20 protein-coding genes and 1 rRNA gene are annotated in these 24,155 nt (G+C 70.4%); 10 read left to right on the top strand and 11 right to left on the bottom strand.

Going from position 1 to position 24,155, the window contains the following annotated elements; translation table 11 throughout:
• The 4 genes from AB0I43_RS12505 to AB0I43_RS12490 form a co-directional block, all read right to left on the bottom strand.
• Positions 1–61: ribosomal RNA gene (locus AB0I43_RS12505) — 16S ribosomal RNA — on the bottom strand; the annotation flags it as partial.
• 438 nt (positions 62–499) lie between these two features.
• Positions 500–1,189, bottom strand: a complete 690-nt coding sequence (gene bioD, locus AB0I43_RS12500) for a dethiobiotin synthase (protein WP_356970308.1) — start codon at positions 1,187–1,189, stop codon at positions 500–502.
• The gene (locus AB0I43_RS12495; RefSeq protein WP_356970310.1) at positions 1,186–2,340 is read right to left on the bottom strand and encodes an 8-amino-7-oxononanoate synthase; all 1,155 of its coding nucleotides are present in this window, start codon (positions 2,338–2,340) and stop codon (positions 1,186–1,188) included. Before AB0I43_RS12495 ends, bioD begins: the two co-directional genes overlap by 4 nt.
• Positions 2,341–2,380: 40 nt before the next feature.
• Positions 2,381–3,658 carry an adenosylmethionine--8-amino-7-oxononanoate transaminase gene (locus tag AB0I43_RS12490; protein WP_356970312.1) on the bottom strand — a complete coding sequence of 426 codons (1,278 nt, stop codon included), beginning with the start codon at positions 3,656–3,658 and terminating at the stop codon, positions 2,381–2,383.
• A gap of 177 nt (positions 3,659–3,835) precedes the next feature.
• On the opposite strand from AB0I43_RS12490, the gene AB0I43_RS12485 reads away from it, so the two are divergent.
• From AB0I43_RS12485 to treY, 3 genes are read left to right on the top strand one after another with little or no spacing between them, the layout of a single operon-like run.
• The gene (locus AB0I43_RS12485; protein WP_356970314.1) at positions 3,836–4,771 is read left to right on the top strand and encodes a helix-turn-helix domain-containing GNAT family N-acetyltransferase; all 936 of its coding nucleotides are present in this window, start codon (positions 3,836–3,838) and stop codon (positions 4,769–4,771) included.
• Positions 4,772–4,821: 50 nt separating this feature from the next.
• Complete coding sequence (glgX, locus tag AB0I43_RS12480; RefSeq protein WP_356970315.1) at positions 4,822–6,942, top strand: glycogen debranching protein GlgX; 2,121 nt, start codon at positions 4,822–4,824, stop codon at positions 6,940–6,942.
• Between the two features lie 53 nt (positions 6,943–6,995).
• Positions 6,996–9,413, top strand: a complete 2,418-nt coding sequence (gene treY, locus AB0I43_RS12475) for a malto-oligosyltrehalose synthase (RefSeq protein ID WP_356970317.1) — start codon at positions 6,996–6,998, stop codon at positions 9,411–9,413.
• On the opposite strand, the gene AB0I43_RS12470 is transcribed toward treY, so the two are convergent.
• Positions 9,303–10,628 carry a DUF2235 domain-containing protein gene (locus tag AB0I43_RS12470; RefSeq protein ID WP_356970318.1) on the bottom strand — a complete coding sequence of 442 codons (1,326 nt, stop codon included), beginning with the start codon at positions 10,626–10,628 and terminating at the stop codon, positions 9,303–9,305. The two genes, treY and AB0I43_RS12470, sit on opposite strands and share 111 nt — an antisense overlap.
• Positions 10,629–10,770: 142 nt before the next feature.
• Between AB0I43_RS12470 and AB0I43_RS12465 the strand changes: the two genes are divergently transcribed.
• Positions 10,771–13,464 carry an AAA family ATPase gene (locus tag AB0I43_RS12465; RefSeq protein WP_356970320.1) on the top strand — a complete coding sequence of 898 codons (2,694 nt, stop codon included), beginning with the start codon at positions 10,771–10,773 and terminating at the stop codon, positions 13,462–13,464.
• Positions 13,465–13,524: 60 nt separating this feature from the next.
• Here AB0I43_RS12465 and AB0I43_RS12460 read toward each other — a convergent pair whose 3' ends face one another.
• Entirely contained in the window at positions 13,525–13,764 is a 240-nt protein-coding gene (locus AB0I43_RS12460; RefSeq protein WP_356970322.1) for a hypothetical protein, read from the bottom strand.
• Positions 13,765–13,871: 107 nt separating this feature from the next.
• On the opposite strand from AB0I43_RS12460, the gene AB0I43_RS12455 reads away from it, so the two are divergent.
• A complete protein-coding gene (locus AB0I43_RS12455) occupies positions 13,872–14,306 on the top strand; it encodes a nitroreductase family deazaflavin-dependent oxidoreductase (protein WP_356970324.1) in 435 nt (144 codons plus the stop codon).
• 65 nt (positions 14,307–14,371) lie between these two features.
• Positions 14,372–15,727 (top strand): threonine ammonia-lyase IlvA, encoded by a 1,356-nt coding sequence (gene ilvA, locus AB0I43_RS12450; RefSeq protein WP_356970326.1) that lies wholly within the window; start codon positions 14,372–14,374, stop codon positions 15,725–15,727.
• 47 nt (positions 15,728–15,774) lie between these two features.
• Here ilvA and AB0I43_RS12445 read toward each other — a convergent pair whose 3' ends face one another.
• Positions 15,775–17,025: a serine hydrolase domain-containing protein gene (locus AB0I43_RS12445; RefSeq protein WP_356970328.1), complete on the bottom strand. Its 1,251-nt coding sequence runs from the start codon at positions 17,023–17,025 to the stop codon at positions 15,775–15,777.
• Positions 17,026–17,111: 86 nt separating this feature from the next.
• Positions 17,112–18,830, bottom strand: a complete 1,719-nt coding sequence (gene treZ / locus AB0I43_RS12440) for a malto-oligosyltrehalose trehalohydrolase (RefSeq protein WP_356970330.1) — start codon at positions 18,828–18,830, stop codon at positions 17,112–17,114.
• A 74-nt stretch (positions 18,831–18,904) separates the two neighbouring features.
• Between treZ and AB0I43_RS12435 the strand changes: the two genes are divergently transcribed.
• Entirely contained in the window at positions 18,905–19,519 is a 615-nt protein-coding gene (locus AB0I43_RS12435; RefSeq protein ID WP_357431956.1) for a class I SAM-dependent methyltransferase, read from the top strand.
• On the opposite strand, the gene AB0I43_RS12430 is transcribed toward AB0I43_RS12435, so the two are convergent.
• Positions 19,516–19,941 (bottom strand): MarR family transcriptional regulator, encoded by a 426-nt coding sequence (locus tag AB0I43_RS12430; protein ID WP_357431954.1) that lies wholly within the window; start codon positions 19,939–19,941, stop codon positions 19,516–19,518. The genes AB0I43_RS12435 and AB0I43_RS12430 overlap by 4 nt on opposite strands.
• A 45-nt stretch (positions 19,942–19,986) precedes the next feature.
• On the opposite strand from AB0I43_RS12430, the gene AB0I43_RS12425 reads away from it, so the two are divergent.
• Positions 19,987–20,370 (top strand): PPOX class F420-dependent oxidoreductase, encoded by a 384-nt coding sequence (locus AB0I43_RS12425; RefSeq protein ID WP_356970336.1) that lies wholly within the window; start codon positions 19,987–19,989, stop codon positions 20,368–20,370.
• Positions 20,371–20,372: 2 nt separating this feature from the next.
• Here AB0I43_RS12425 and AB0I43_RS12420 read toward each other — a convergent pair whose 3' ends face one another.
• Entirely contained in the window at positions 20,373–21,533 is a 1,161-nt protein-coding gene (locus tag AB0I43_RS12420) for an acyl-CoA dehydrogenase family protein (protein ID WP_356970338.1), read from the bottom strand.
• A gap of 7 nt (positions 21,534–21,540) precedes the next feature.
• Positions 21,541–22,377, bottom strand: coding sequence for a CoA transferase (locus AB0I43_RS12415; RefSeq protein WP_357431952.1), 837 nt, complete (start codon positions 22,375–22,377; stop codon positions 21,541–21,543).
• 167 nt (positions 22,378–22,544) lie between these two features.
• Here AB0I43_RS12415 and AB0I43_RS12410 point away from each other — a divergent pair, with 167 nt between their 5' ends.
• Both AB0I43_RS12410 and AB0I43_RS12405 read left to right on the top strand, forming a co-directional pair.
• Entirely contained in the window at positions 22,545–23,132 is a 588-nt protein-coding gene (locus AB0I43_RS12410) for a helix-turn-helix domain-containing protein (protein ID WP_356970342.1), read from the top strand.
• 74 nt (positions 23,133–23,206) lie between these two features.
• On the top strand, positions 23,207–24,142 hold the full coding sequence (locus AB0I43_RS12405) for a GlxA family transcriptional regulator (RefSeq protein ID WP_357431950.1): 936 nt from the start codon (positions 23,207–23,209) through the stop codon (positions 24,140–24,142).
• Positions 24,143–24,155: the final 13 nt, after the last annotated feature.

Raw genomic sequence — 24,155 nt, 5'->3', positions numbered from 1 at the left:
CTTGCATGTGTTAAGCACGCCGCCAGCGTTCGTCCTGAGCCAGGATCAAACTCTCCGTTGAAGACTCTCAACCACACCCGAAGGTGCAATCAGAAGAATTAACCAGAGTCCGAAAACCTTGGCAAAACAAAACGCCAGCAAAAAGATTTGCTGACTAAATGTCCGATCCCGTCAACCGGGGGGTATGAGGAATCGGAACCAATAAATTATTGGCACTGACATTCATCGACACACTATTGAGTTCTCAAAGAACACACGCACACGCATCGGCCACTCGATCTCTCGGGGGTTTCAACGAGGCAACTTAAACAGCTTAGCTCAGCCAGTAACCCAGATCCAAATCTGGGGTCCTAGTCGAGCTAGTGTGATCGCCAGGCGTTCCTCGTACTACCTCGTTTCCCAGGCCGTTAGGCTCCGGGTCGGTGTCCGTGTCGCTCTGACTCGATAAAAGTTACGTGCCGGCGAACGCAAAGTCAAATCCGCAGGTAGACGGCGTGTTTCAGCCTGCTGCGCCGAGGACCCGGTCCGCGAAGCCGGGCTGGAACCACCCCGGCGCCGACGCGGTGAACCGCTCCCGATCCCATCGGCCCGCCCCGGCCGGCACGGAACCGACCAGTTCGACTCCGGTCAACCGCGGCAGGTCGGTGCGATTGCACTCCGCGGCCAGATCCGGTGTCTCCGGCCAGGATCCGATGACCAACCCCGCGCACGGCACACCGGCCGATGCCAGCAGCCGCGTCGTCAGCTCGGTGTGATTGAGCGTGCCGAGGCCCGCCGCCGTCACCAGGAGCACCGGCGCGTCCAAGGCCGAAGCCAGCTCGAGCAAGGTGAAATCACCGATCCGGACGAGCAAGCCGCCGGCGCCCTCGACCAGGATCAGATCGGCGTCGTCGAGCGACTTGATCGCGGCGGCAGTCTCTTCCAGCGTCAGCAGCGGCAGGCCACTGCGCCGCGCGGCGGTGTCGGGCGCCAGTGGATCCGGGTAGCGGGCCAGTTCGACCCCGCGCCCCACACCGCTCAACCGCTCGACCTCGGCCAGGTCGCCGGGCTCCCCCGGGGCGACGCCGGTCTGCGCGGGTTTGCACACCGCGACCGACAGATCCGCGGCGGCTGCGGTGGCGGCGAGAGCCGCGGTGACCACGGTCTTTCCGATATCGGTCGAGGTGCCGGTGACGAGAAGCACGCTCACGCGGACACCGCCTCGAGTCCGCGCGCCTGCGCGAGCACGTCGCCGAGCACCGCGGCGATGGTGTCGAGTTCGGCGGGGGTGAGGTTGGCACGCGCGGTGAGACGCAGGCGCGACGTGCCTTCGGGTACCGAGGGCGGACGGAAGCAGCCGACGTCCAGGCCCCGGGCGCGGCAGGCCTGAGCGGCGTCGAAGGCGACCTGCGCTTTGCCCAGGACGACCGAGACCACCGCCGACGGCGGCGCGGGCACACCGGCGATGCGCGCGATGTCGGCGGCACGCTCCAGCACCCGCGCGGCCAGCTCCGGCTCGCGGCGCAGCAGGCCCAGCGCGGCCCGCGCCGCGCCGACGGCGGCGGGCGCGAGGCCGGTGTCGAAGATGAAGGTCCGCGCCGCGTCGACCAGGTGCGCCCGCACGCGTTCGCTGGACAGCACCGCCCCGCCCTGTGCCGCAAGCCCTTTGGACAGCGTGGCGGTGATGACCAGGTCGGGTTCCCCGGCCAGGCCGGCTTCCTCGACGAGCCCGCGCCCGCCGGTGCCGCGCACGCCGATGCCGTGCGCCTCGTCGACGATCAGCACCGCGCCGTTCGCCCTGGTGACGCGATGCAGGTCGGCCAGCGGGGCCAGATCGCCGTCGGCGCTGAACACCGAATCGGTGAGGACGAGCGCACGCTCCTCGGTGCGCGCGGCCAGCAGCCGGTCCACCGCGTCCACGTCACAGTGCGCGGCGATTTCGACCCGGGCGCGCGAGAGCCGGCAGGCGTCGACCAGGGAGGCGTGACTGCCCGCGTCGGACACGACGAGCGCGCCGCGCCCGGCGAGCGCGGTCACCACGCCGAGGTTGGCGGTGTAGCCCGAGGAGAAGACCAGGCCCGCTTCGGCGCCGACGAAATCGGCCAGCTCGGTTTCGAGCTGCGCGTGCTCGGCGGTGGTGCCGGTGACCAACCGCGACCCCGTGGACCCGGTCCCCCAGCGGCGTACGGACGCCACCGCGCCCTCGACGACCTCGGGGTGCCGCACTAGTCCGAGATAGTCGTTGGAGGCCAGGTCGATCGAGGCCGACTCCGCGGCTCGCGGCCGCAGCTCCCGCCGCAACCCCGCGCCCACACGCGCTTCGGCCCGTTCGTCCAACCAACTCAGCGGATCGGTAGTCACAGCTCCGCAGCCTACTTGAACGCCGTTCAAGTCAACACCCTCATTTCGAATTCGCCGCCGCGGCGGCACACATGCCCGCGGTGATCGCGGCGATGTCCTCCGAGGTGCTGATGAACGGCGGCATCGCGTAGATGTTGTTGCGGAACGGCCGCAGCCACACTCCGGCGGCAACCGCGGCGGCGGTGGCGGAACGCATGTCGACCGGCTGGTCCAGCTCGATGACGCCGATCGCGCCGAGGACGCGCACCTCCCGGACGCCGGGCAGCGCGCGGGCCGGCGCCAGGCCCGCCTCCAGTTCGGCTTCGATCCGGCGCACCTCCGACCGCCAGTCCCGTTCCCGCAGCAGTTCGATCGACGCGATGGCGACCGCGCAGGCCAGGGGGTTGCCCATGAAGGTGGGGCCGTGCATGAGGCCGCCGTGCCCGGCGCTGATGGTTTCGGCGAGGTGGGCGGTGCACAGGGCGGCGGCCAGGGTGAGGTAGCCGCCGGTGATGGCCTTGCCGACGCACAGCACGTCGGGGCTGACGCCGGCGTGGTCGGCGGCGAAGAACTCACCGGTGCGGCCGAACCCGGTGGCGATCTCGTCGAAGATCAGCAGCACGCCGTGCCGGTCGCAGAGGGTGCGCAGGTCGGTGAGGTAGCGCGGATCGTGCCAGCGCATCCCGCCGGCGCCCTGGACCACGGGTTCGACGATGACGGCGGCGAGTTCGTCGGCGTGCGCGGCGAAGGCGCGTTCCAGTTCGGCCACGTACTCGGGCCGGTAGTCGACCGGCGGCATCGGGACGAAGACCTGCTCGACGAGGACGTCGGTCCACAGCGAGTGCATGCCGCCGTCGGGGTCGCACACGCTCATCGGACTGAAGGTGTCGCCGTGGTAGCCGCCGCGCCAGGTGAGCAGCCGGCGTTTGGCGGGGCGGCCGAGCGCGCGCCAGTACTGCAGGCACATCTTGACCGCGACCTCGACCGATACCGATCCGGAGTCGCAGAGGAACACCTTGTCCAATCCGGCGGGCGTGAGTTCGACGAGCAGTCCGGCGAGACGGGCGGCGGGCTCGTGGGTGAGCCCGCCGAACATCACGTGACTCATCCGCCGCGATTGCTCGAGCAGCGCCGCGTCCAGCACCGGATGCCGGTAGCCGTGCACGGCGGCCCACCAGGAGCTCATCCCGTCGACGAGTTCGCGGCCGTCGGCGAGGGTGAGCCGGGTGCCGGCGGCGCTCGCGACGACCAGCGGTTCGGTCGTGGCGGGGAACCCGCCGTAGGGATGCCACACGTGTTCGGCGTCCAGAGCGGTGATTTCATCAGGGGTCAGTGCCACAGGAATCCTCGCGGTGCAGTGACCCGCCCCGGCCTCGCCGAGACGGCTTGAACGCCGTTCAAGTTACCACCGGAGCTCGCGGGATCCGAAAGAACATGGGCAATCGCCGAATTCACTCGCCCACTTCCGGACTGCGCCTTATTCTTTGACTCAGTCAAAGAATTCCGAGGAGCCGCCGTGACCACCGCCGCCGACATCGCGACCGTCCGCGCCTTCAACCGCCGCTACACCGAGGTCATCGGTGTGCTCGGCGCGGGCCTGCTGGACACCGAGTACTCGCTCACCGAGGCTCGGATCCTGTTCGAGCTCGCCACCTCCGGCTCGACCGAGGCGATCCGGCTGCGCACGGCGCTCGGCTTGGATCCCGGCTACCTGAGCCGCATCCTGACCCGGTTCAAGAACCGGGGACTGATCGAGAGCAGCCGATCCAGCAGCGACGGCCGGCGGCAGGAGGTGCGGCTCACCGATCGCGGGCGCGCGGAGTTCGCGATCCTGAACGAGCGCTCGGGCCTGGACGTCCGGAAACTGCTCGAGCCGCACCCACCCGCGGACCGCGCGAAGCTGATCCGCGCGATGACGACCATCCAGCAGCTCCTGGACCGGGCCGCCGGCCCCGCCGAGCCGCCCGCGCTCACCCTGCGCGCGCCGAAACCCGGCGACTACGGCTGGGTGATCCAACGCAACGCCGCCCTGTACGCGGCCGAGTACGGCTGGGACGCGAGCTACGAAACCCTGGTGACCAAGATCGTCGCGGATTTCCTCGACTCGCACGACGAGCGCCGCGAACGCGCCTGGATCGCCGAGTCCGGCGGAGCTCCGGTGGGCGCGGTGTTCTGCGTAGCCGAGGACGAGACGACCGCCCGCCTGCGTCTGCTGCTGGTCGAGCCGTCGGCGCGCGGGCTGGGCGTGGGTTCGGCGCTGGTCGCCGAATGCCTGCGCTTCGCGACGGCGGCGGGCTACACCGACATGGTGCTGTGGACCAACGACGTGCTCGCCGCGGCCCGCCGCATCTATCAGCGCGCCGGCTTCCGATTGACCGAATCCGCCCCGCATCACAGCTTCGGGCACGACCTGATCGGACAAACCTGGCATCGCGGCCTGAGCGCCGAGTGACGGCAACCACCCCGCACGGACCGGGCTGCTCGGGCCGCTAGTGTCGACCTATGCCCCAGCCCGACCCAGCACCCGGTGACGTGACGCCGCTCGGGGTCTGGCCCGGCACCGCGTACCCCCTCGGCGCCACCTTCGACGGCGCGGGCACCAACTTCTCGGTGTTCTCCGAGATCGCCGACGCCGTCGAGCTGTGCCTGGTCGCCAAGGACGGCACCGAGACCCGGGTGGCGCTGGAGGAGGTCGACACCTACGTCTGGCACGCCTACCTGCCGACCATCGGGCCCGGACAGCGCTACGGCTTCCGGGTGCACGGCCCCTACGATCCGGATCGCGGCCTGCGGTGCGATCCGAGCAAGCTGCTGCTCGACCCCTACGGCAAGGCCTTCGACGGCGAGTTCGGCAACGACCCCTCGCTCTACACCTACGGGCTGGATTCGCTGGGCCACACCATGACCGGCGTGGTGATCAACCCGTTCTTCGACTGGGGCCCCGACCGCCCGCCGAATCGGCCGTATCACGAGACGGTGATCTACGAGGCGCACGTCAAGGGTATGACGATGACGCATCCGGAGATTCCCGAGGAACTGCGCGGCACCTACGCGGGCATCGCGCATCCGGCCGTCGTGACGCACCTGAAGGATCTGGGCATCACCGCGATCGAGCTGATGCCGGTGCACCAGTTCCTGCACGATCGGGTCCTGCTCGACCAGGGCCTGCGAAACTATTGGGGCTACAACAGCTTCGGCTATCTGGCCCCGCACAACGAGTACGCGGCCAGTCCGCGCGGCGGCGCGGCCGTGACCGAATTCAAGGCGATGGTGCGGGCGTTGCACGCCGAGGGCATCGAGGTCATTCTGGACGTGGTGTACAACCACACGGCCGAGGGCAACCACTTCGGCCCGACCCTCGGCTTCCGCGGCATCGACAACGCCGCCTACTACCGGCTCGACGAGGGAAACCCCGCGCACTACGTCGATTACACCGGCACCGGCAACAGCCTGAACGTGCGCCACCCGCACACCTTGCAGCTGATCATGGACTCGCTGCGGTACTGGGTGCTGGAGATGCACGTCGACGGGTTCCGCTTCGATCTGGCCGCGACCCTGGCCCGCGAGCTGCACGATGTCGACCGGCTCTCGACCTTCTTCGATCTGGTGCAACAGGATCCGGTGGTCAGCCAGGTCAAGCTGATCGCGGAGCCGTGGGATGTCGGCGAGGGCGGATACCAGGTCGGCAACTTTCCGGGCCAGTGGACCGAGTGGAACGGCAAGTTCCGCGACACCGTCCGCGACTACTGGCGCGGCGAGCCGGCGACGCTGGGCGAGTTCGCCTCCCGGCTGACCGGCTCCTCGGATCTCTACGAGGTGACCGGCCGCCGCCCGAGCGCCAGCATCAACTTCGTGACCGCGCACGACGGCTTCACGCTGCGGGATCTGGTGTCCTACAACGACAAGCACAACGAGGCCAACGGCGAGGACAATCGCGACGGCGAGAACTACAACCGCTCCTGGAACTGCGGCGTCGAGGGGCCGACGGAGGATCCGGAGATCCTCGCGTTGCGCGCCAAGCAGTCCCGCAACCTGCTGGCCACGCTGGTGCTCAGCCAGGGCACGCCGATGCTGGCGCACGGCGACGAGCTGGGCCGCACCCAGCACGGCAACAACAACGCCTACTGCCAGGACTCGCCGCTGGCCTGGATGGATTGGTCACTGGCGCAGACGAATTCGGACCTGCTCGAGTTCACCCGGCGCGTGGTCGCCCTGCGCGCCCGGCACCCGGTCTTCCGGCGGCGGCGCTTCCTCGCGGGCCGTCCGGTCCGCTCCGGGGACGACGTCCACGACATCGCCTGGTTCACCCCGGCCGGGGTCGAGATGACCGCCGCGGACTGGGAAAGCGGAGTCGCCAAGGCGCTCACCGTGTATCTGAACGGCCACGGTATTCCGGAACCGGGCCCGCGCGGGGAACGCATCACCGACGATTCGTTCCTGCTGTGTTTCAATGCCCACGACCACGCGGTCGATTTCGTCATCCCCGGCGCCGAGCACGGCGTCGAATGGTCTGTCGCACTGGATTGTTCGGTACCCAACGGACACACCGAGGCCACCTATCCGGCGGCCGCCACGCTCGATGTTCCTGCCCGCTGCCTGCTCGTCCTCGCCTGCACCGCCTGACGCCCATGGCCCACCCGTCGCCCGACCAAAAACCCACACGGAATCGCTCCGCGATGCAACCAACAAACACCGATCCACTGCACAAGCCCGGCATCCGGGCCCGTCCGACACCGGTCCGCAGCACCTACCGGTTACAGCTGCGCCCCGACGCGCTGACCTTCGCCGACGCCCGCGCCATCGCGGAATACCTACAGCAGCTGGGTATTTCGCATCTGTACCTGTCGCCGATCCTGACCGCGGCGCACGGATCGACGCACGGTTACGACGTCACCGACCCGACCAGCGTCTCGGCGGCGCTGGGCGGCCCGCCCGGATTCAAGGCGCTCGCCGACGAGGTGCGCAGCCGGGGTATGGGCTTGATCGTGGATCTGGTGCCCAACCATGTCGGCGTCGCCGATCCGCGGCAGAACCCGTGGTGGTGGAACGTCCTGCGCAACGGCCGCGAATCGAAGTTCGCGCACTTCTTCGACATCGATTGGAGTGCGGGCAACGGCGCGGGCGGGCGGCTGGCGCTGCCGGTATTGCAGAGCGAGAACGATCCGGCCAAGCTGACGGTGGACCGCTCCGGCCCCGAACCCCTGCTGGCCCTGCACGATATGCGATTCCCGATCGCGCCCGACACCGACGGCGACAACGCGCTGCGCATCCACGACAAGCAGCACTACCGGCTGGTGAGCTGGAAGGCGGGGCTGTGCACTTACCGCCGGTTCTTCGCGGTGAGCAGCCTGGCCGCGCTGCGCCAGGAAGATCCGGAGGTGTTCGAGGCCACGCACCGCGAGCTGGCGGCCTGGTGCGAGCACGACCTCATCGACGGCGTGCGAGTCGACCATCCGGACGGATTGGCTTATCCCGGAGCGTATCTGGCCAAACTGCGCCAGCTCATCGGCCCGCACCGGCTGCTGCTGGTGGAGAAGATCCTGGCCAACCGGGAGCCGCTGGACCCGACGCTGCCGGTGGACGGCACCACCGGCTACGACGCGCTGGCGGGGCTCGGCGGCGTGCTCATCGACCCGGCCGGGGAACAGGCGCTGACCGAGCTGTCCCGCCGCGTGGCCGGCCACGGCAGCGACCGCGCGTGGTTCGGCGAGACCGAACATCGCATCAAACGCGCGGTGGCGGAGTCGATCCTGGCCCCCGAGGTGCGGCGGCTGGTCGAGGCGATCAAACGCGATGCGGGCGTGCCGGATTCGGACACCCTCGCGCTCACCAACGCCACCATCGAGGTGCTGGCGTTCATGCCGGTCTACCGGGTGGAGTACGCGCCGCTGGCCGGGATGACCGGCGCGATCATCGCCGAGGTCGAACGGCGCAACGCCGAGCTGACCGGGCCGCTGTCGGTGCTGGTGGCCGCACTGGGCACCGACGGCGAGGCGGCGGTCCGGTTCGGGCAGGTGTGCGGGGCGATGACCGCCAAGGCGGTCGAGGACACCATGTTCTACCGGGCGGCCCGGTTGGTGTCGCTGCAGGAGGTGGGCGGCAATCCGGCTCGATTCGGCCACTCGCTCAACGAGTTCCACCTCGCCAATATCGATCGCGCCCAGCGCTGGCCGGCCACCATGACCACGCTGTCCACGCACGACACCAAGCGCGGCGAGGATGTGCGGGCCCGGATCGGGGTGCTCTCCCAGGTCGCCAGCATCTGGTCGCGCGCGGTGGACGCCTGGCTGGAGCTGACGCCCGCACCCGACGGCGCGACCGCGCTGTTCCTGCTGCAGAACATGTTCGGAGTCTGGCCGGCTGACGGCCGCCCGGCCTCCTCGGTGCCGGGCCTGCGCGAGCGGCTGCATCAGTTCGCGGAGAAGGCCGTGCGCGAGGCGGGCACCTGCTCCTGCTGGGAGGATCCGGACACCGAGTTCGAGGCGGCGGTGCACGGCTGGATCGACGCGGTCATCGACGGCCCGGTCGGCGCAGAACTCAGCGACCTCACCCACGATCTGGCGCCGCACGCCTGGTCGGATTCGCTGGCGCAGAAGCTTTTACAGCTGTGCGGCCCCGGCATCCCGGATCTCTACCAGGGTTGCGAACTGTGGGAGGACTCGCTCGTCGACCCGGACAACCGCCGCCCCGTGGATTTCTCCGCCCGCACCGGCATGCTGCAATCGCTCACCGGCACACCGGCCCTGGATCCCAGCGGGGCCGCGAAGATGTGGATCGTCGCCTACGCGCTGTGGCTGCGCCGGGAACGGCCGGACTGCTTCGTCAGCGGCACCTATCAGCCGCTGTTCGCCGCCGGCGAGCAAGCCCGCCGGCTGGTGAGCTTCACCCGCGGCAAGGTCGGCGAGCCGGCCGAGGTGCTGGTGGCGGCCACCCGGCATTCGGTCGGGCTCAGCGAGACCGGCTGGGGCGATACGACGCTGGAGCTACCGCAGGGCACCTGGACCGACCGGCTCACCGGCCATACCTTCGCGGGCCGGGTCCGGCTGGAAAAGATGTTCACCCGGCTGCCCGTCGCGCTGCTCGTCCGGTCCTGACTCGGCGCAGGTGTCGGGCGTGACGACGCTCGCGTCCGTCGGGGGGATCGTCTCGATCAGCTCGATCGGGAAGGAACCGCCCAGGTCGTGCCGCCAGTGCCGCAGGTTGTAGGGCTCGTAGCCGGTGCTCGTGTCCACGGTGGAGGCCAGCAGCACGCCGTGGTCGTTGGTCACCCGCATCCGCCGCCAGGAGTTCCAGTAGAACCGCGGCGGCACCGGAGGGCGCGGGCCCAGCCGGCTGATCGCGCCGCGCAGCGTGCGCAGGGCGTTCAGCACCACGTAGGCGGGGCCCAGCGAGTCGTGCCGCAGCAGGTGCTGCTCCTTGTCCGCGCAGCACTCCGACAGGTCGTCCAAGCGCTCCCGGTCGAAGGCCAGGCCCTCGACCTCGGCCTCGCCGACCATCCAGCGCAGGGTGATGTCGGAGAGCCCGCATTCGGCGTAGCCGCCGCCGACATCGCTGTGCACGCCCTCGAACCAGACCTGCTTGACGCGATCGCCGCGCCGATCCTTGATGCGCCGGTACTTGCGCCCCAGTTCGACCGGCACCTGCCACAGGCAGGGTTCGAAATTGCGCCGCCGCTCGTCGATGGCCAGCGCCTGCCGCGCGCACAGCACCCGCTCGGACAGATCGGTGTTGTGGAAGCGGTGCCGCCAGGCGGTCAGGCCCGGGACGCCGAGCGCACCGACGGTGTCGAATACGCCGATGAAATCGATGTCGAAGCGGGGGTGACTGTGCTCGGCGCGGAAGTTCTGCCAGGCCGTCTCGGCGGGCGGGCGCCGCCACCACAGCAGCCGGCTCTTGGCGCGCCGCCGATACATCTTGAAGGCCTGCGGGTAGAAGCCGCCGATCATGGCCTCCGGAGTCATGATGCCGATCCGATCGATCAGGCCGATCAGGCTGCGCGCGGTGTAGGCGCCGCGGCTGAAACCGAAGACGAAGATCTCGTCGCCGGGCTCCCAGTTGATCGCCAGCTGCCAGTAGGCGGCGGACAGGTTGGCTTCCAGGCCGAGGCCGAACGCGCCGCCGATCAGCCGGTCGGCCGTGAATCCCCGTGCGCCCGGGCCGGATACATAGATGACGTGTTGCCGGATCAGCTCGCCGTCCGGGCCCGGAGCCTGCGGGCGGATCGTCTGCGCGATCTTGACGATATTCGAGACCGTTTCGCTGTTCTCGGCTTTCCAGGTGCCGTCACAGCACACCACCAAGCGTTTCATGGGCAAATCGTCCCCTCTGATCCCCTGCGAAACCTGCGTACTCGACTACCCGAATCATCGGGAGCCTCGCGGTGTTCGTTAATCAAATACCGCACCGGGCCGCTAAGGCCAGCATTTTTCCACGACAGCTACCGTGAGGACCATGCTCCACGGACGAGAAGCCGAACAAGCGGAGATCGATCGGCTGCTCGCCGCGGCGCGCGCGGGCCGCAGCGGCGCGCTGATCCTGCGCGGTGACCCGGGCATCGGCAAGACCGCCCTGCTGGATTACGCCGCCGCCCAGGGCATTCCCACGGTGCGCAGCGCCGGCGTCGAGTCCGAGGCCGAACTGCCCTTCGCCGCGCTGCACCTGCTGCTGCGGCCGGGGCTCGCCCTGCTCGACACACTGCCCGCCCGGCAGCGCTCCGCGCTGAGCGCCGCGTTCGGGCTGGACGACGGGGCGGCCGATTCCCCGTCCGACCGGATGCTGGTGGGGCTTGCGGTGCTGTCGCTGCTGGCCGAGGAGTCCACCGAGGGGCCGCTGCTGTGCCTGATCGACGACGCGCACTGGCTGGACCGCGCCAGCGCCGAGACGCTGCTGTTCGTGGCGCGGCGGCTGGACGCGGAGGGCGTGGCGGTCATCTTCGCGACCCGCGCCGGTGAGCACGATTTTCCCGCGCCGGGTCTGCCGGAGCTGCGCGTGGCGGGGCTGCGCCAGGACGCGGCGGCGGCGCTGGTGGACAGCCGCGCGCCCGACCTCGCGCCCGCCGTGCGCTACCGGCTGCTGACCGAGGCGTACGGCAATCCGCTGGCGCTGCTGGAACTGCCCGCCGTCCTGGCCGCCGAGGCGCCGGGGTCCGGTCCGAATCCGCTGCCGCTGACCCAGCGCCTGCAGGTGGCCTTCCACGGCCAGGTCAGCCGATTGCCCGTCGCGACCAGGACGCTGCTGCTGGTGGCCGCCGCGGCCGGGACCGACGAGCTCGCCGTCGTGCTGCGCGCGGGCGAGACGCTGGGCGCGGGTGTGGGCGATCTGCAGGCGGCCGCGGACGCGGGCTTGGCACACACCGACGGGCGCACGGTGGGGTTCCGGCATCCGCTGCTGCGCTCGGCCGTCTATCAGGGCGCGCCGCTGGCGCAGCGGCTGGCCGTGCACGCCGCGCTCGCCGCGACCCGCACCGCGCCCGAGGACGCCGATCTGCGGGCCTGGCATCTGGCGGCCGCGGCCACCGGGCCGGACGAGAAGACCGCCGCCGCACTGGAAGACAGCGCCGACCGGGCCCGGCGGCGCAGCGGCTACTCCGGGGCCGTCGCCGCCTACGAACGCGCGGCCGGGTTGAGCACCGATCCCGTGGCGCGGGTCCGGCGGCTGGTGGCCGCCGCCGAAACCGCCGGTGAGGCCGGGCAATTGGCGCGCGCGCAGGTGCTGGCCGAGCGGGCCGCGGCGCAGACCGCCGATCCGCTGCTCCGCGCGCGGCTCGACTTGGTCAGCGCCACCGCGGAATTCGGGGCGGGCAAGCCGCAGTCGGCGCACCACCGGCTGCTCGACGGGGCGGCCGCCGTGCGCGCGCTCGATCCGGTGCGGGCGACCCGCATGCTCGGCCAGGCGGTACACACCGCCTGGTACCTGGGCGCGCGCGAGCTCGACGAGGTCGCCGCGCAGCTGAGCGCCGTGCCGCTGCCCGACGGCGAACCGCTGACGCCGATCAGCCGCTACACCGTCGCCGCCATGACCGGGCGCTACACCGTCGACCTGCGGGCCGCGGCCGCCGCCGCGCGGCGCAACGGGGCCGACAGTCCGCGTGATCTGGTGCAGATGTGCGGCACGGGACTGGTGGTGGGACAGGACGATCAGGTCACCGAGCTGGCCCGCGAACTGATCGCCGAATGCCGCGAGCAGGGCCGGCTCGCCCTGCTGCCCACGCTGCTGTTCTTCCGCGCCGAGGCCGAGGTCGCGCTGGGCCGGCCCACCGAGGCCCGGCTCGCGGCGACCGAGGGCCTGCGGATCGCGAGCGATATCGGCCAGGCGCACTGGGTCAGCCAGCAGGCGGCCTGCCTGGCCTATCTGGCCGCGCTGGAAGGTGCGGAGCAGCAGTGCCGCGCGCTGGCCGGGCAGGCGCTGGCCGAGGAGCTCGGCGGTGCCGATGCCCCGGGCGCCACCTGGACGCACGCGGCGCTCGGCCTGCTCGAACTCGGTCAGGGCAAGGTCGACAGCGCGCTGGGCCGCTTCGAACTACTCGCGGTCGAGCCCGCCGCGCATCACGTCATCGGTCTGCGCACGCTCCCCGATCTGCTCGAGGCCGCGGTCCGGCTCGGCGCTGCGGAACGCGCGGGCGACGCCCTCGAGCGCCTGGAAACCTGGGCCGCGAACTCTGCTCAGCCGTGGGTCGCCGCCCTCGCGCACCGCTGCCGCGCCCTGACCGCGCCGGATTCGAGCGCCGAACGGCATTTCCGATCCGCGCTCGAGCTGGGTGGGCGGCCGTTCGAGCAGGCGCGCACGCAATTGCTCTATGGCGAGTGGCTACGCCGCGCACGGCGCAAGGTCGACGCCCGGACGCAGCTGCAGCCCGCGCTGGAGACTTTCGACCGGCTCGCCGCGACGCCCTGGGCCGACCGAGCCCGGACCGAACTCGCCGCACTGGGTGCGGGCACGACAGCCCGGCCCGTAGCGGGCGTGCTGGCGGCGCTCACACCGCAGGAACTTCAGATCGTGCGCCTGGCCGCCCAGGGTCTGTCCAATCGCGACATCGCCGCACAGCTGTTCCTGAGTCCGCGCACGGTGGGGCACCACCTGTACAAGGCTTATCCGAAGCTCGGGGTCGTCTCCCGCGGCGAACTATCCGGGCTGGCCTTGGATTGACGCGGCCCTCGCCGCGCGCGCGGTGCTCGGCGATTTCCCGGCGAGACCGCGGTCATCTGCTCAGTGCGCGGCGAACACTCGGTCGGGCCTCAACGGAGCGGCGGCCCGGCGCGCGCCGAGCGAACCCGCCGTCCAGCGAACCACGGCCAGCGCGGCGCCCAGCAGGACGGCCACTTGCGGCGCCCCCGTGACGACGGCGAGAACGACGGCGACCAGCACACCCGCGGCAAGCGCCTCGAGCTTGTACAGCGGCCACGCGGTGCCCGCGATGTCAACCGTGTGGGGGTGAGCCGTCTTCATGTCTTCAGGATAGACGGAGGACAAAGTTCGGGCCACCGAACATCAAGGTTTGTGGTCGAGCGGACACTCCGGGGAACACGAGCGCGACGGCACGCGTTTCCCCGGGTATGCCACTTACAGGAGAATACGCACCGAGCACCTCCGATTGGGCCCGTGAGCAGGCCGAAACGTATGAGAACTCCGGCGGCACCGACGGCACCGAACTGCAGGGCAAGCCCGTCGTCCTGCTGACCACCAAGGGCGCCAAGACCGGGCTCCTGCGCAAGACCCCGCTGATGCGGGTCGAGCACGACGGCGAGTACGCGGTCGTCGCCTCGCTGGGCGGCGCGCCCAAGCATCCGGTCTGGTACTTCAACATCAAGGCGCACCCGCACGTCGAGTTGCGCGACGGCACCGACACCAAGGACTACACCGCGCGTGAGGTCACCGGTGACGAGAAGGCGCGGTGGTGGGAGCGCGCGGTCGCGGTCTGGCCGGAGTACGCCAACTACCAGAAGAAAACCACCCGCGAGATCCCGGTTTTCGTGCTTACACCGCGATAACCGCGTAAGCCCTGTTCACCCACCCGCCGCATCCGCCCGATGCGGCGGGTGGCAGCATATTTCGGGTGTCCAATCCGCTTGATGTGATCACCGATCAGTCCACTTCCCGTGCAGCGCTCTCCGCTGACGAGATCGACGCGGCCGCCAAGCGAATTTCCGACATTATCGAGCCGACTCCGCTGCAGTTCAGCCCCCGGCTATCCGCGCTGTCCGGCGCGCAGGTCTACCTCAAGCGCGAAGACCTGACCGCGGTGCGCTCCTACAAACTGCGCGGCGCCTACAACCTGATCGTGCAGCTCTCCGACGCCGAGCGCGCCGCCGGCGTCGTCGCGGCGAGCGCGGGCAATCACGCGCAGGGCGTCGCCTTCGCCTGCCAGGCGATGGGGATCAAGGGCCGCATCTATGTGCCGACCACGACGCCGAAGCAGAAGCGCGACCGGATCAAGGTGCACGGCGGCGAGTTCGTGGAGCTGATCGCGATCGGCGAGACCTACGACGCCGCGGCCGCGGCCGCCGCCGACGACGTGGCCCGCACCGGCGCGACCATGGTGCCCCCCTTCGACGACCCGCGCACTGCCGCCGGGCAGGGCACCATCGCCGCCGAGGTGCTCGAACAGCTCGGCGTCGCACCGGATCTGATGGTCGTCCCGGTCGGCGGCGGCGGCTGCCTGGCCGGCATCGGCACCTACCTGCGCGAGCGGGCGCCGCACACCGCGTTGCTCGCCGCCGAGCCCGGCGGCGCGGCCTCGATGACCGCGGCGCTGGTCGCGGGCGGCCCGGTGACGCTGCCCGAGATCGATCCGTTCGTGGACGGCGCCGCGGTGCGCCGCATCGGGGCGCTGCCGTACGCGGCGGCGGCGAGCTTCGGCGGCCGGGCCCGTTCGCACGCCTCGCTGCCGTTACTGACCGCGACCGAGACCCTCAGCGGCGCGGGCTCTTTCCGGATGATGACGGTCGACGAGGGCGCGATCTGCACCGCCATGCTCGACCTGTACCAGAACGAGGGCATCATCGCCGAGCCCGCGGGCGCGCTGGCCGCGGCGGCACTGGCCGAGGTCGAGGTGGAGCCCGGCGCGACGGTGGTGTGTCTGGTCTCCGGCGGCAACAACGACGTGTCACGCTACGGCGAGGTGATCGAGCGTTCGCTCGTGCACCGCGGGCTCAAGCACTATTTCCTGGTCGACTTCCCGCAGGAGCCCGGCGCGCTGCGGCGTTTCCTCGACGAGGTGCTCGGCCCGGACGACGACATCACGATGTTCGAGTACGTCAAGCGCAACAATCGCGAAACCGGTGCGGCGCTGGTCGGCATCGAACTCGGCGCACCGGAGGGCCTGGCGGCGCTGCTGGAGCGCATGCGGGAATCGCCGATCCAGTGTGAGCGGCTGGAACCGGGCTCACCGGCCTACCGCTATCTGACCTGACCCGACTACCGCCCGGTCCGCTGCCACTCGGACCGGGCGGTCGTCCTTTATGCCGCCGCTTCGCGCGGCGTGTCCACCACGACGCGCTTGCTCGCGCGCAGGCAGTTGATGGTCAGCGGCAGCAGCCACATGGCCGCGACCTGGTCCACGCCCATCTGCGGCAGCGCCAGCCGGTTGTGCACGAAGCCGACCGACACGCCCAGGCGCGGTTCCACCCAGCCGAACGAGCCGCCGAGCCCGATGTGCCCGAAGCCGCCGCGCGCACCCGCGGTGGGCAGCGAGTGATAACCCAGGTGCCACATCATCGGCAGGTAGAACAGGGTGCGGTCGACCTTGTAGCTGCGGATCCGACGGATCGCCTTGACCGTCTCCGGCGAAAGGTACTGCTGCCCCTGCGCGGTGCGCCCCTCGACGAGCGCGCTGTAGAGCGTGGCCAGGCCCTCGGCCGTGCAGACGCCGTTGCCCGCGGCGAGCTCGGTGGCCAGGATCGGCGGATCCTCGCCCTCCAGAATGCCTTCCATGCCGGGCATGAACAGCGCGCGAGCCGCCGCGCCCGCCGCGCCCGGGAAACCGTAGGAACGCGCGAGCAGCAGCGCGCCGAGCGGCCGGCCGAGCAGGCTCAGCTGATTGCCCGCCAGCGGCGCGTAGCTGACGCGGGCTCCGGGGGCGGGGCGGCCGAGATGGATGCCGTCGGTGCCGAGCGGCTCGGCCACCTCGGTGCGGAACAGCGTCGCCATGCTCTGCCCGGTGACCGCGCGGGCCAGCCCGGCCAGCAGCCAGCCCAGCGTCAGCGCGTGATAGGCCGGAGAGCCCAGCAGGCGATCGGGTTTCGCCGCCGCCAGCCGCGCTTCCATCAGTTCGTGATCGAGGATCTCGGTGGGATTCGCGGCCAGGCCGCTGATGCCGGACAGGCCCGCGCTGTGCGTGAGCACCTGGGCGACGGTGATGGAACCCTTGCCGTTGGCGGCGAATTCGGGCCAGTACTCCGCGATCGGCGCCCGGTAATCGATCAGCCCGCGATCCGCGAGGCGGTGGATGACCGTGGCGGCAATGCCTTTGGTGGCCGAGAAGATGATCGAGCCGGTGTCCGCGGCCCACGGCTTGCCCGCGGCGGAACCGGTGGAGATGTCGACCAAGGTCTCACCGTGGCGCTGCACCACCAATCCGGCGCCCGCACCCCGGCGATGCCCGAAGGTTCGAGCGAAGGCCCGGACCAGCGGGCCGAATTCGGCAGCCGCGCTTCCGCCCACCCCCTCCGGTAGGTCGGACAGGTCCCCGGATGCAGCCACGTTGCTCATTACTCCACGGTAATGGCGGAGATCACGCTCGGCAATGGCCGTCTCGGACAGTTATCCCACTGAGCGATAACGATTTACGCACGAGTTCACCGGTCCGCTTCGAGGATGGTGAACGAATGCGGCGGGAGCAACGTGTGCTCCGGAGCCAGCGACGGCGTGCCCCAGGACAGCACCTCGCGTCCGATCGCCGGGACGCGGACCGGCGCGGACCCCAGATTGCAGAGCAGCAGCAGCGCACCGCGGCGCACCAGAAACCAGTGGGCGTCCTCGTCGAAATCGGTGTGCACCCGCGGCAGCCAGGGATCGGTCAGCTCGGGCCGGTCGCGGCGCAGGGCGAGCAACTCGCGATAGCAGTCGAGCAGGGCGGATTTCTCTGGCTCGGTCCAGTCCAGTTTGGAGCGCTGGAACGTCTGCGGGTCCTGGGGATCCGGCACGTCCCCGGCGGCCCAGCCGTGGTCGGCGAACTCGGACTCGCGGCCCGCGGCGGTGGCCGCGCCGACCGCCGGATCGGTGTGCGAGGTGAAGAACTGGAACGGGGTGCGCGCGCCCCACTCCTCCCCCATGAACAGCATCGGCGTGTACGGCGAGAACAGCACCAGCGCCGCCTTGACGGCGAGTTGCCCCTCGTCGAGGTAGTCACCGGGCCGGTCGCCGAGCGCGCGGTTGCCGATCTGGTCGTGGGTGCAGGTGTAGGCCAGTAACGCGCTGGCGGGCACGAGGTTCCGGTCGAGCGGGCGGCCGTGCGTGCGGCCGCGGAAGCTGGAATAGGTTCCGGCGTGGAAGAACCCGTGCGTGTACGTCCGGGCGAGTGTGGCCAGGGATCCGAAATCCGCGTAATAGCCCTGCCTTTCACCCGAGACCGCGGCGTGCACGGCGTGGTGCAGGTCGTCGTTCCACTGCCCGGTCAGCCCGTAACCGCCCGCCGCCCGCGGGGTGATCAGGCGGGGATCGTTGAGGTCGCTCTCGGCGATCAGGGTGAGGGGGCGGCGCAGGTGTGCGGCCAGAGTTTCCGTCTCGGTGGCCAATTCGGCGAGCAGATGGGTGGCGGTGCGGTCGACGAGGGCGTGGACGGCGTCGAGCCGCAGTGCGTCGAGGTGGAATTCGCGGAACCAGCGCAGCGCGTTGTCGAGGACGAAGCGGCGCACCGGATCCGAGTCCGGGCCGTCCAGATTGAGGCTCTGCCCCCAGGTGTTGCGGCCCTCGGTCAAGTACGGGCCGAAGCGCGGCAGGTAGTTGCCGGAGGGGCCGAGATGGTTGTGCACGACGTCCAGCGCGACCGCCAAACCCGCTGCGTGACAGGCGTTCACGAAGCGTTGCAGGCCGTCCGGGCCGCCGTAGTGTTCGTGCACCGCGTACCAGCCGACGCCGTCGTACCCCCAGTTGTGAGTGCCGTCGAAGGCGTTGACCGGCATCAGCTCGACCACGGTGACGCCCAGCTCGACCAGGTGCTCGAGCTTGCCGATGGCCGCGTCGAAGGTGCCTTCCGGGGTGAACGCGCCGACGTGCAGTTCGTAGAACACCGCGCCAGGCAGCGGGCGGCCGGTCCAGTGCTGGTCGGTCCAGCCCGCCGGGTCCAGGCTGTGCACCGCCGAGAGGGCGTGCACGCCGTCGGGTTGCCGGGGCGAGCGCGGGTCCGGGAGCGGGGCCGGGTCGTCGTCGAGGAGGAAGCCGTAGCGGTCGCCGTCGGCGGCGGGGCGCCGCACGCGCCACCAGCCGCCCGGTTCGGGTTCCATCGCGTGCACGGTGCCGGCCAGTTGCAGCCGCACCACCGTCGCTCGCGGGGCCCACACCTCGAACACAGTCACCGGGCCAGCATGGCATGCCGGATTCAGGGTCTCCCCCTATGGTGCCGAGATCGTTCCGGCGGCACAGTGGAGGGGTGGGATTCTACGGAGAGCAGATCGTGCCGCGGCTCGTCGAGCTGGCGTGCGGGATGGGCGTCAACGATCCGCAGCGCGAACGCGTCTGCGCCGGGCTGCACGGGCGGGTGGTCGAGATCGGCTTCGGCTCGGGCCTGAACGTGCCGTTCTACCCGGCGGGGGTGACCTCGGTCAGCGCGGTCGAGCCCGCCGACCTCGGTTGGAAACTGGCCGCCAAGCGGCTCGCCCGCGCGACCGTCCCGATCGAGCGGGCCGGGCTGGACGGGCAGTCGCTCCCGTTCGGGGACAACAGTTTCGACGCGGCGCTCTCCACCTGGACGCTGTGCACGATTCCCGACGCCGGCGCCGCACTGGCCGAGGTGCGCCGAGTGCTCGCGCCCGGCGGCACGTTCCACTTCGTCGAGCACGGCTTGGCCCCGGACGCGAGCGTGCGCAAATGGCAGCACCGGCTCAACCCGCTCCAGAAGGCGTGTGCGGGCGGCTGCAATCTGAACCGGCCGATCCGCGAGCTGGTCGAGCGGGCCGGGTTCGAGATCCGCGAGGCCCAGGAGTTCTACGCCGACGGGCCGAAAGCCGTTGCCGCGCTGACGCTCGGCGTGGCCGTCGCACCCTAGGTCTGTTCGATCGCGGCGACGAACCGGGCCAGCAGCTCGCGCAGCGTGTCCCGCTCGGCAGCGGTGAACGCCGCGGCGATGCGGCGCTCGATGGCGACGGCGGCCGCGTCCGCCGTGGCCAGGGCCTGCTTGCCCGCGGCGGTCAGGTGCGTCTCCAGGACGTGGGAGTGCAGTGGGTGCGGGGCGCGCTCGATGTAGCCGAGTTCGGTCAGATTCCGCAGCACCACCGTCATCGCCTGGGGCGTGACCAGACAGGCGCGCGCGAGCGCCGCCGAGGACGCGCCCGGCGTGCTGGACAGCGCGAACAGCGCGGCGTATTGCGGCACGGTCAGCGGTTTCACCGCCGCGTGCTTGGCGGCGAGCAGGGCTTGCTCGGCGCGTTTCACATCGAGGCCGAGGCGGTCACCAGCGGGCATTCCCATACCAAGGAGTGTACATCTATAAAAGCTTTGATACGGTATCCAACCGTGATACCTGAAACCCACGAAGACCTGCTCACCCGCCCGCTCTTCGGCCACCTCGCCGTCACCGGCCCGGATCAGCAGCCGCAGGTCAACCCGATGTGGGCGCTCTGGGACGGCGAGTTCCTGCGCTTCACCACCACCCGCGACCGGCGCAAGCACCGCAGCGTCGTCGCCAATCCGGCCGTCTCGTTCTCGGTCAACGATCCTGACCAGCCGTACCGGTACCTGGAGATCCGGGGCGTCGTCGAGCGGGTCGACCCGGATCCGGCGGGCGAGTTCTTCGATGTACTCGCCCGCCGCTACGGCCTGGACTACGAGCGGCCGGTCGGCGACGCCGAACGCCGCGTCGTCCTGGTGGTGCGACCCACGAAGACGACCTCGCAGTAACCCTAGAGCGATCGGGAGATGATCTCCTTCATGATCTCGCTGGTGCCGCCATAGATGCGGTTCACCCGCGAACCCGTGTACATGTTCGCGATCGGGTACTCCATCATGTAGCCGTAGCCGCCGAAGAGCTGCAGGCAGCGGTCCACCACCTTGTCGCAGGTCTCCGCGGCGAACAGCTTGGCCATCGACGCCGTGGACGGATCGTTCTTGCCGTCGATGTACTGCTGGATCGCGTAGTCGACCAGGGTCTTGATGGCCAGCGCCTCGGTCTTGACCTCGGCCAGGGTGAAGGCGTTGTGCTGGAACTTGCCGATGGGGCGGCCGAACGCTTCGCGCTCCCGGGAGTAGCGCAGCGCCTCCAGCACGGCGGCCTCGGCCAGCGCCGAGCACAGGCTCGCGATGATCAGCCGCTCCCGCGCCAGCTGTTCCATCAGCTGGTAGAAGCCCAGACCCTCCTGCTCGCCGAGCAGGTTCGCGACCGGAACGCGCATGTCGGAGAAGAACAGCTCGCGGGTGTCCTGGGCGTGCTGGCCCATCTTCGCCAGCACCCGGCCGCGCTCGAACCCGGGCAGGTCCGCGGTCTCGGCGACGATCAGCGAGACGCCCGCCGCGCCCTGGCTCGGATCGGTTTTGGCCACGATCACCAGCAGGTCGCAGTGGGTCGCGTTGGAGATGAAGGTCTTCGAGCCGTTGACGACGTAGTGGTCGCCCTCGCGCACCGCGGTGGTGCGCACCGACTGCAGATCCGAGCCGGTGCCCGGTTCGGTCATCGCCACGGCCAGCACCAGCTCACCGCTGATGATGCCGGGCAGCCACTTGCGGCGCTGCTCCTCGTTGCCGTACTTGTGGATGTAGTGCGACACGATCGGCGAGTGCACCGAGAAGCCGAAACCGTTGTCGTGGGCGTAGACCAGTTCCTCCTGCACGATGGCCTGGTAGCCGAAATCGCCGCCCGCGCCGCCGAATTCCTCCGGCAGATCCAGCCCGAGCAGGCCCGCGTCGCCGGCCTTGTTCCAGAACTCGCGGTCGACGTGATGCTGCTCGGACCAGCGCTCACGGTTCGGCACCGCCTCCTTGCGCAGGAATTGCGCGGTGTGCTTGCGCAGCTCGCGGTGCTGATCGGTCTCCCAGGTGGGACGGTAATCGGGGAAGAGTTCGGACATCGCTGTACTACTTTCCGTTCGCGGCGGGGGTGTGGATTCCGTTGAGGGGCAGGTCGTTCGCGGCCGCCAGGGCCTCGAGGTCGGCGACCGTCCGGTCGGCGAAGGCGGCGCGCAGGCTGTCGTGGCTGCCGTCCGCGCCGAAGAGTTCCAGGGTGCGCATGAAGAAGTGCGGTTCCACCGCGCCGAGGGCGACGTGCCCGTCGCGGCAGGGATAGATGCCGTAGCCGGGGAACGCGCCGCCGAGAACCGCGCCGGGACCCATGAGCCGGTAGCGGACGGCGTCGCCGGCGCGAGCCGCGGCTTCCTCCAGGGCGACCCGATAGGGCTGTCCGGCACCGGATTCCGCGCGCCGCACGAGCGCGGCCAGGGCGGTGGAGACCGTGCGCTCGGCGCCGAGCATGTCGGCGATCGGCACCGACGGCATCTGCGGCGGGGTCAGCGTGCCGTGCACCGCCTGATAGTTCAGGTCGTGGCCGGGCACCTCGGGATCCTCGGCGTGGCCGACGATTTCGATCAGCGACAGTTTCGGGAACCGCTGCTGCGGCTGGGCCAGCCCGAGCCGGGCCAGCGCGGTCGGGCGCATCGAGGTGATCAGCAGGTCGGCGGTCACCAGCAGGTCGTCCAGCTTGGCGCGGTCACCGGGCTGTTTGACGTCGAGGGCGATGACCTCCTGGTGCTCGATCAGCGCGCGGTACCAGTCCGGGGCGGCCGCGGCGAGCGGATCGCCGGCCGGCGGCTCCACCTTGTGCACGCGCGCGCCGAGTTCGGCCAGTCGCGCGGCCGCCAGCGGGCCGGGCAGGTTCACCGCGAGCGAGACGACCTCGACTCCGGCAAGGGGTGACATGGGACCTCCCTCGATCCGACAATACACTTGTACAGTACACAGGTCTTTAGCAATGTAAAGCGATCACCCGACCAGGCACGCCATACGCCCGCATCGGAGGCGGTGCGCAACCCGGGGTCGCGTACTACAGCCCGTAGAATCACCGCCCAACCGACAAGTGAGGACCGATGCTGAACCCCCGGGCCACCAACGAGGACCTGACCGCCAAAGCGCGCATCCGCAACGCCGCCATGGATCTGTTCGCCCAGCACGGCGCGGACCGGGTCTCGCTGCGCGCGGTCGCCGCCGAGGCCGGCGTCACCCTCGGCCTGGTTCAGCACCACTTCAAGACCAAAGAGGGCCTGCGCGACGCCGTCGACCTGCTGGTCGTCGACTATTTCGCCGCCGCCGTCGGGTCCGTGCCCGCCACCGGCACGGCTGGCGAGGTCGCGGGCGCCCGGGACGAGGCGGTCCGCAAGATGCTGCACGCCAATCCCGCCGTGGTGAACTACATCCGGCGCGCGCTGCTCGAACCCGCCGAAGCACGGCTCGGCCTGCTCGACGCGCTCATCGATCTGACCCGCCGGGAGGTCACCGGCCTGCGCGAAGCCGGCCTGGCCTCCACCACCCGGTCCGACTCCAGCCAGATCGTCACCGTGCTGGTCCGCCAGCTCGGTGAGTTGCTGCTCGCGCCCATGGTCGACGTGGTCTGGGAGCGGGCCGATCCCGGCGCCGGCGCCACCAAACCGAGCCTGTCGATCACGGTGCGGGAGTGACCGCCGGACAGTAGGTCCGGATCTGTGGGTTGCGTGTCCTTGTGGACACGGCCCCCAGGGCTGAGACTCGGGATATGCGAGCGGGCGATGTGGTGGTGGCGGTGGCCGACGGGTCGCCCGTGCTCGACATCGCGGGCCCGGTGCAGGTGCTGCACTGGGCCGGGCGGCGGGTGCTGCTGGCGTCGGTGGACGGCAAGCCGGTGCAGACCGATTTCGGTGCGCCGCTGGGGGTTGCGGGCGCGCTCGCGGATTTCACGGACGCGGTCGACACGCTACTGGTGCCCGGCTACGCCTTCACCGACACGCTCTCCCCCGACCTGGTCCAGGGCGTGCGCGACATCGCCGGTGCGGCACGGCGAGTCGCTTCGATCTGCACCGGCGCGTTCGTACTGGCCGAGGCCGGGCTGCTGGAGGGCCGCCGGGCCACCACGCACTGGCACGCGTGTGACGAACTCGCGCAACGCTTTCCGTCGATCCGGGTCGAGCCGGACGCGATCTTCGTGCGCGACGGGCCGATCTACACCTCCGCCGGCGTGACCGCGGGGATCGATCTGGCGCTGGCGCTGGTGGAGGAGGACGAAGGGCCCGAGGTGGCCCGCCAACTGGCCAAATACCTGGTCGTGTTCCTGCGCCGGCCGGGCGGCCAATCCCAGTTCAGCGTCCGCGCGGACGCCGAGACCGCCCGTAACCCGCTGTTACGCAAGGTCATCGACGCCGTGGTCACCGACCCCGCCGACGATCACACCCTGGCCGCCATGGCCGCGCGGGCCGCGCTCAGTGAGCGGCACCTGACGCGGCTGTTCCGGCGGGAGGTCGGCACCACGCCCGGCCAGTACGTCGAGCGGGTGCGGGTGGAGGCCGCTCAGCAGCTGCTCGAAAGCGGGACCGGCGGGGTCGCCGCGATCGCCCGGCGGTGCGGCTTCGGCTCCGAGGAGACCATGCGCCGCGCTTTTCTCAAGGTGCTCGGCACCACCCCGACGGACTACCGCGCCCGCTTCCGGACGCACTGAATTCCCACTCCCC

This window comes from Nocardia sp. NPDC050435, from assembly GCF_040655395.1.
In the GTDB taxonomy this organism is placed as follows: Bacteria; Actinomycetota; Actinomycetes; order Mycobacteriales; family Mycobacteriaceae; genus Nocardia.
The sequence above is the reverse complement of the archived record's forward strand: the minus strand, read 5'-3'. Positions and strand labels throughout refer to the sequence as shown.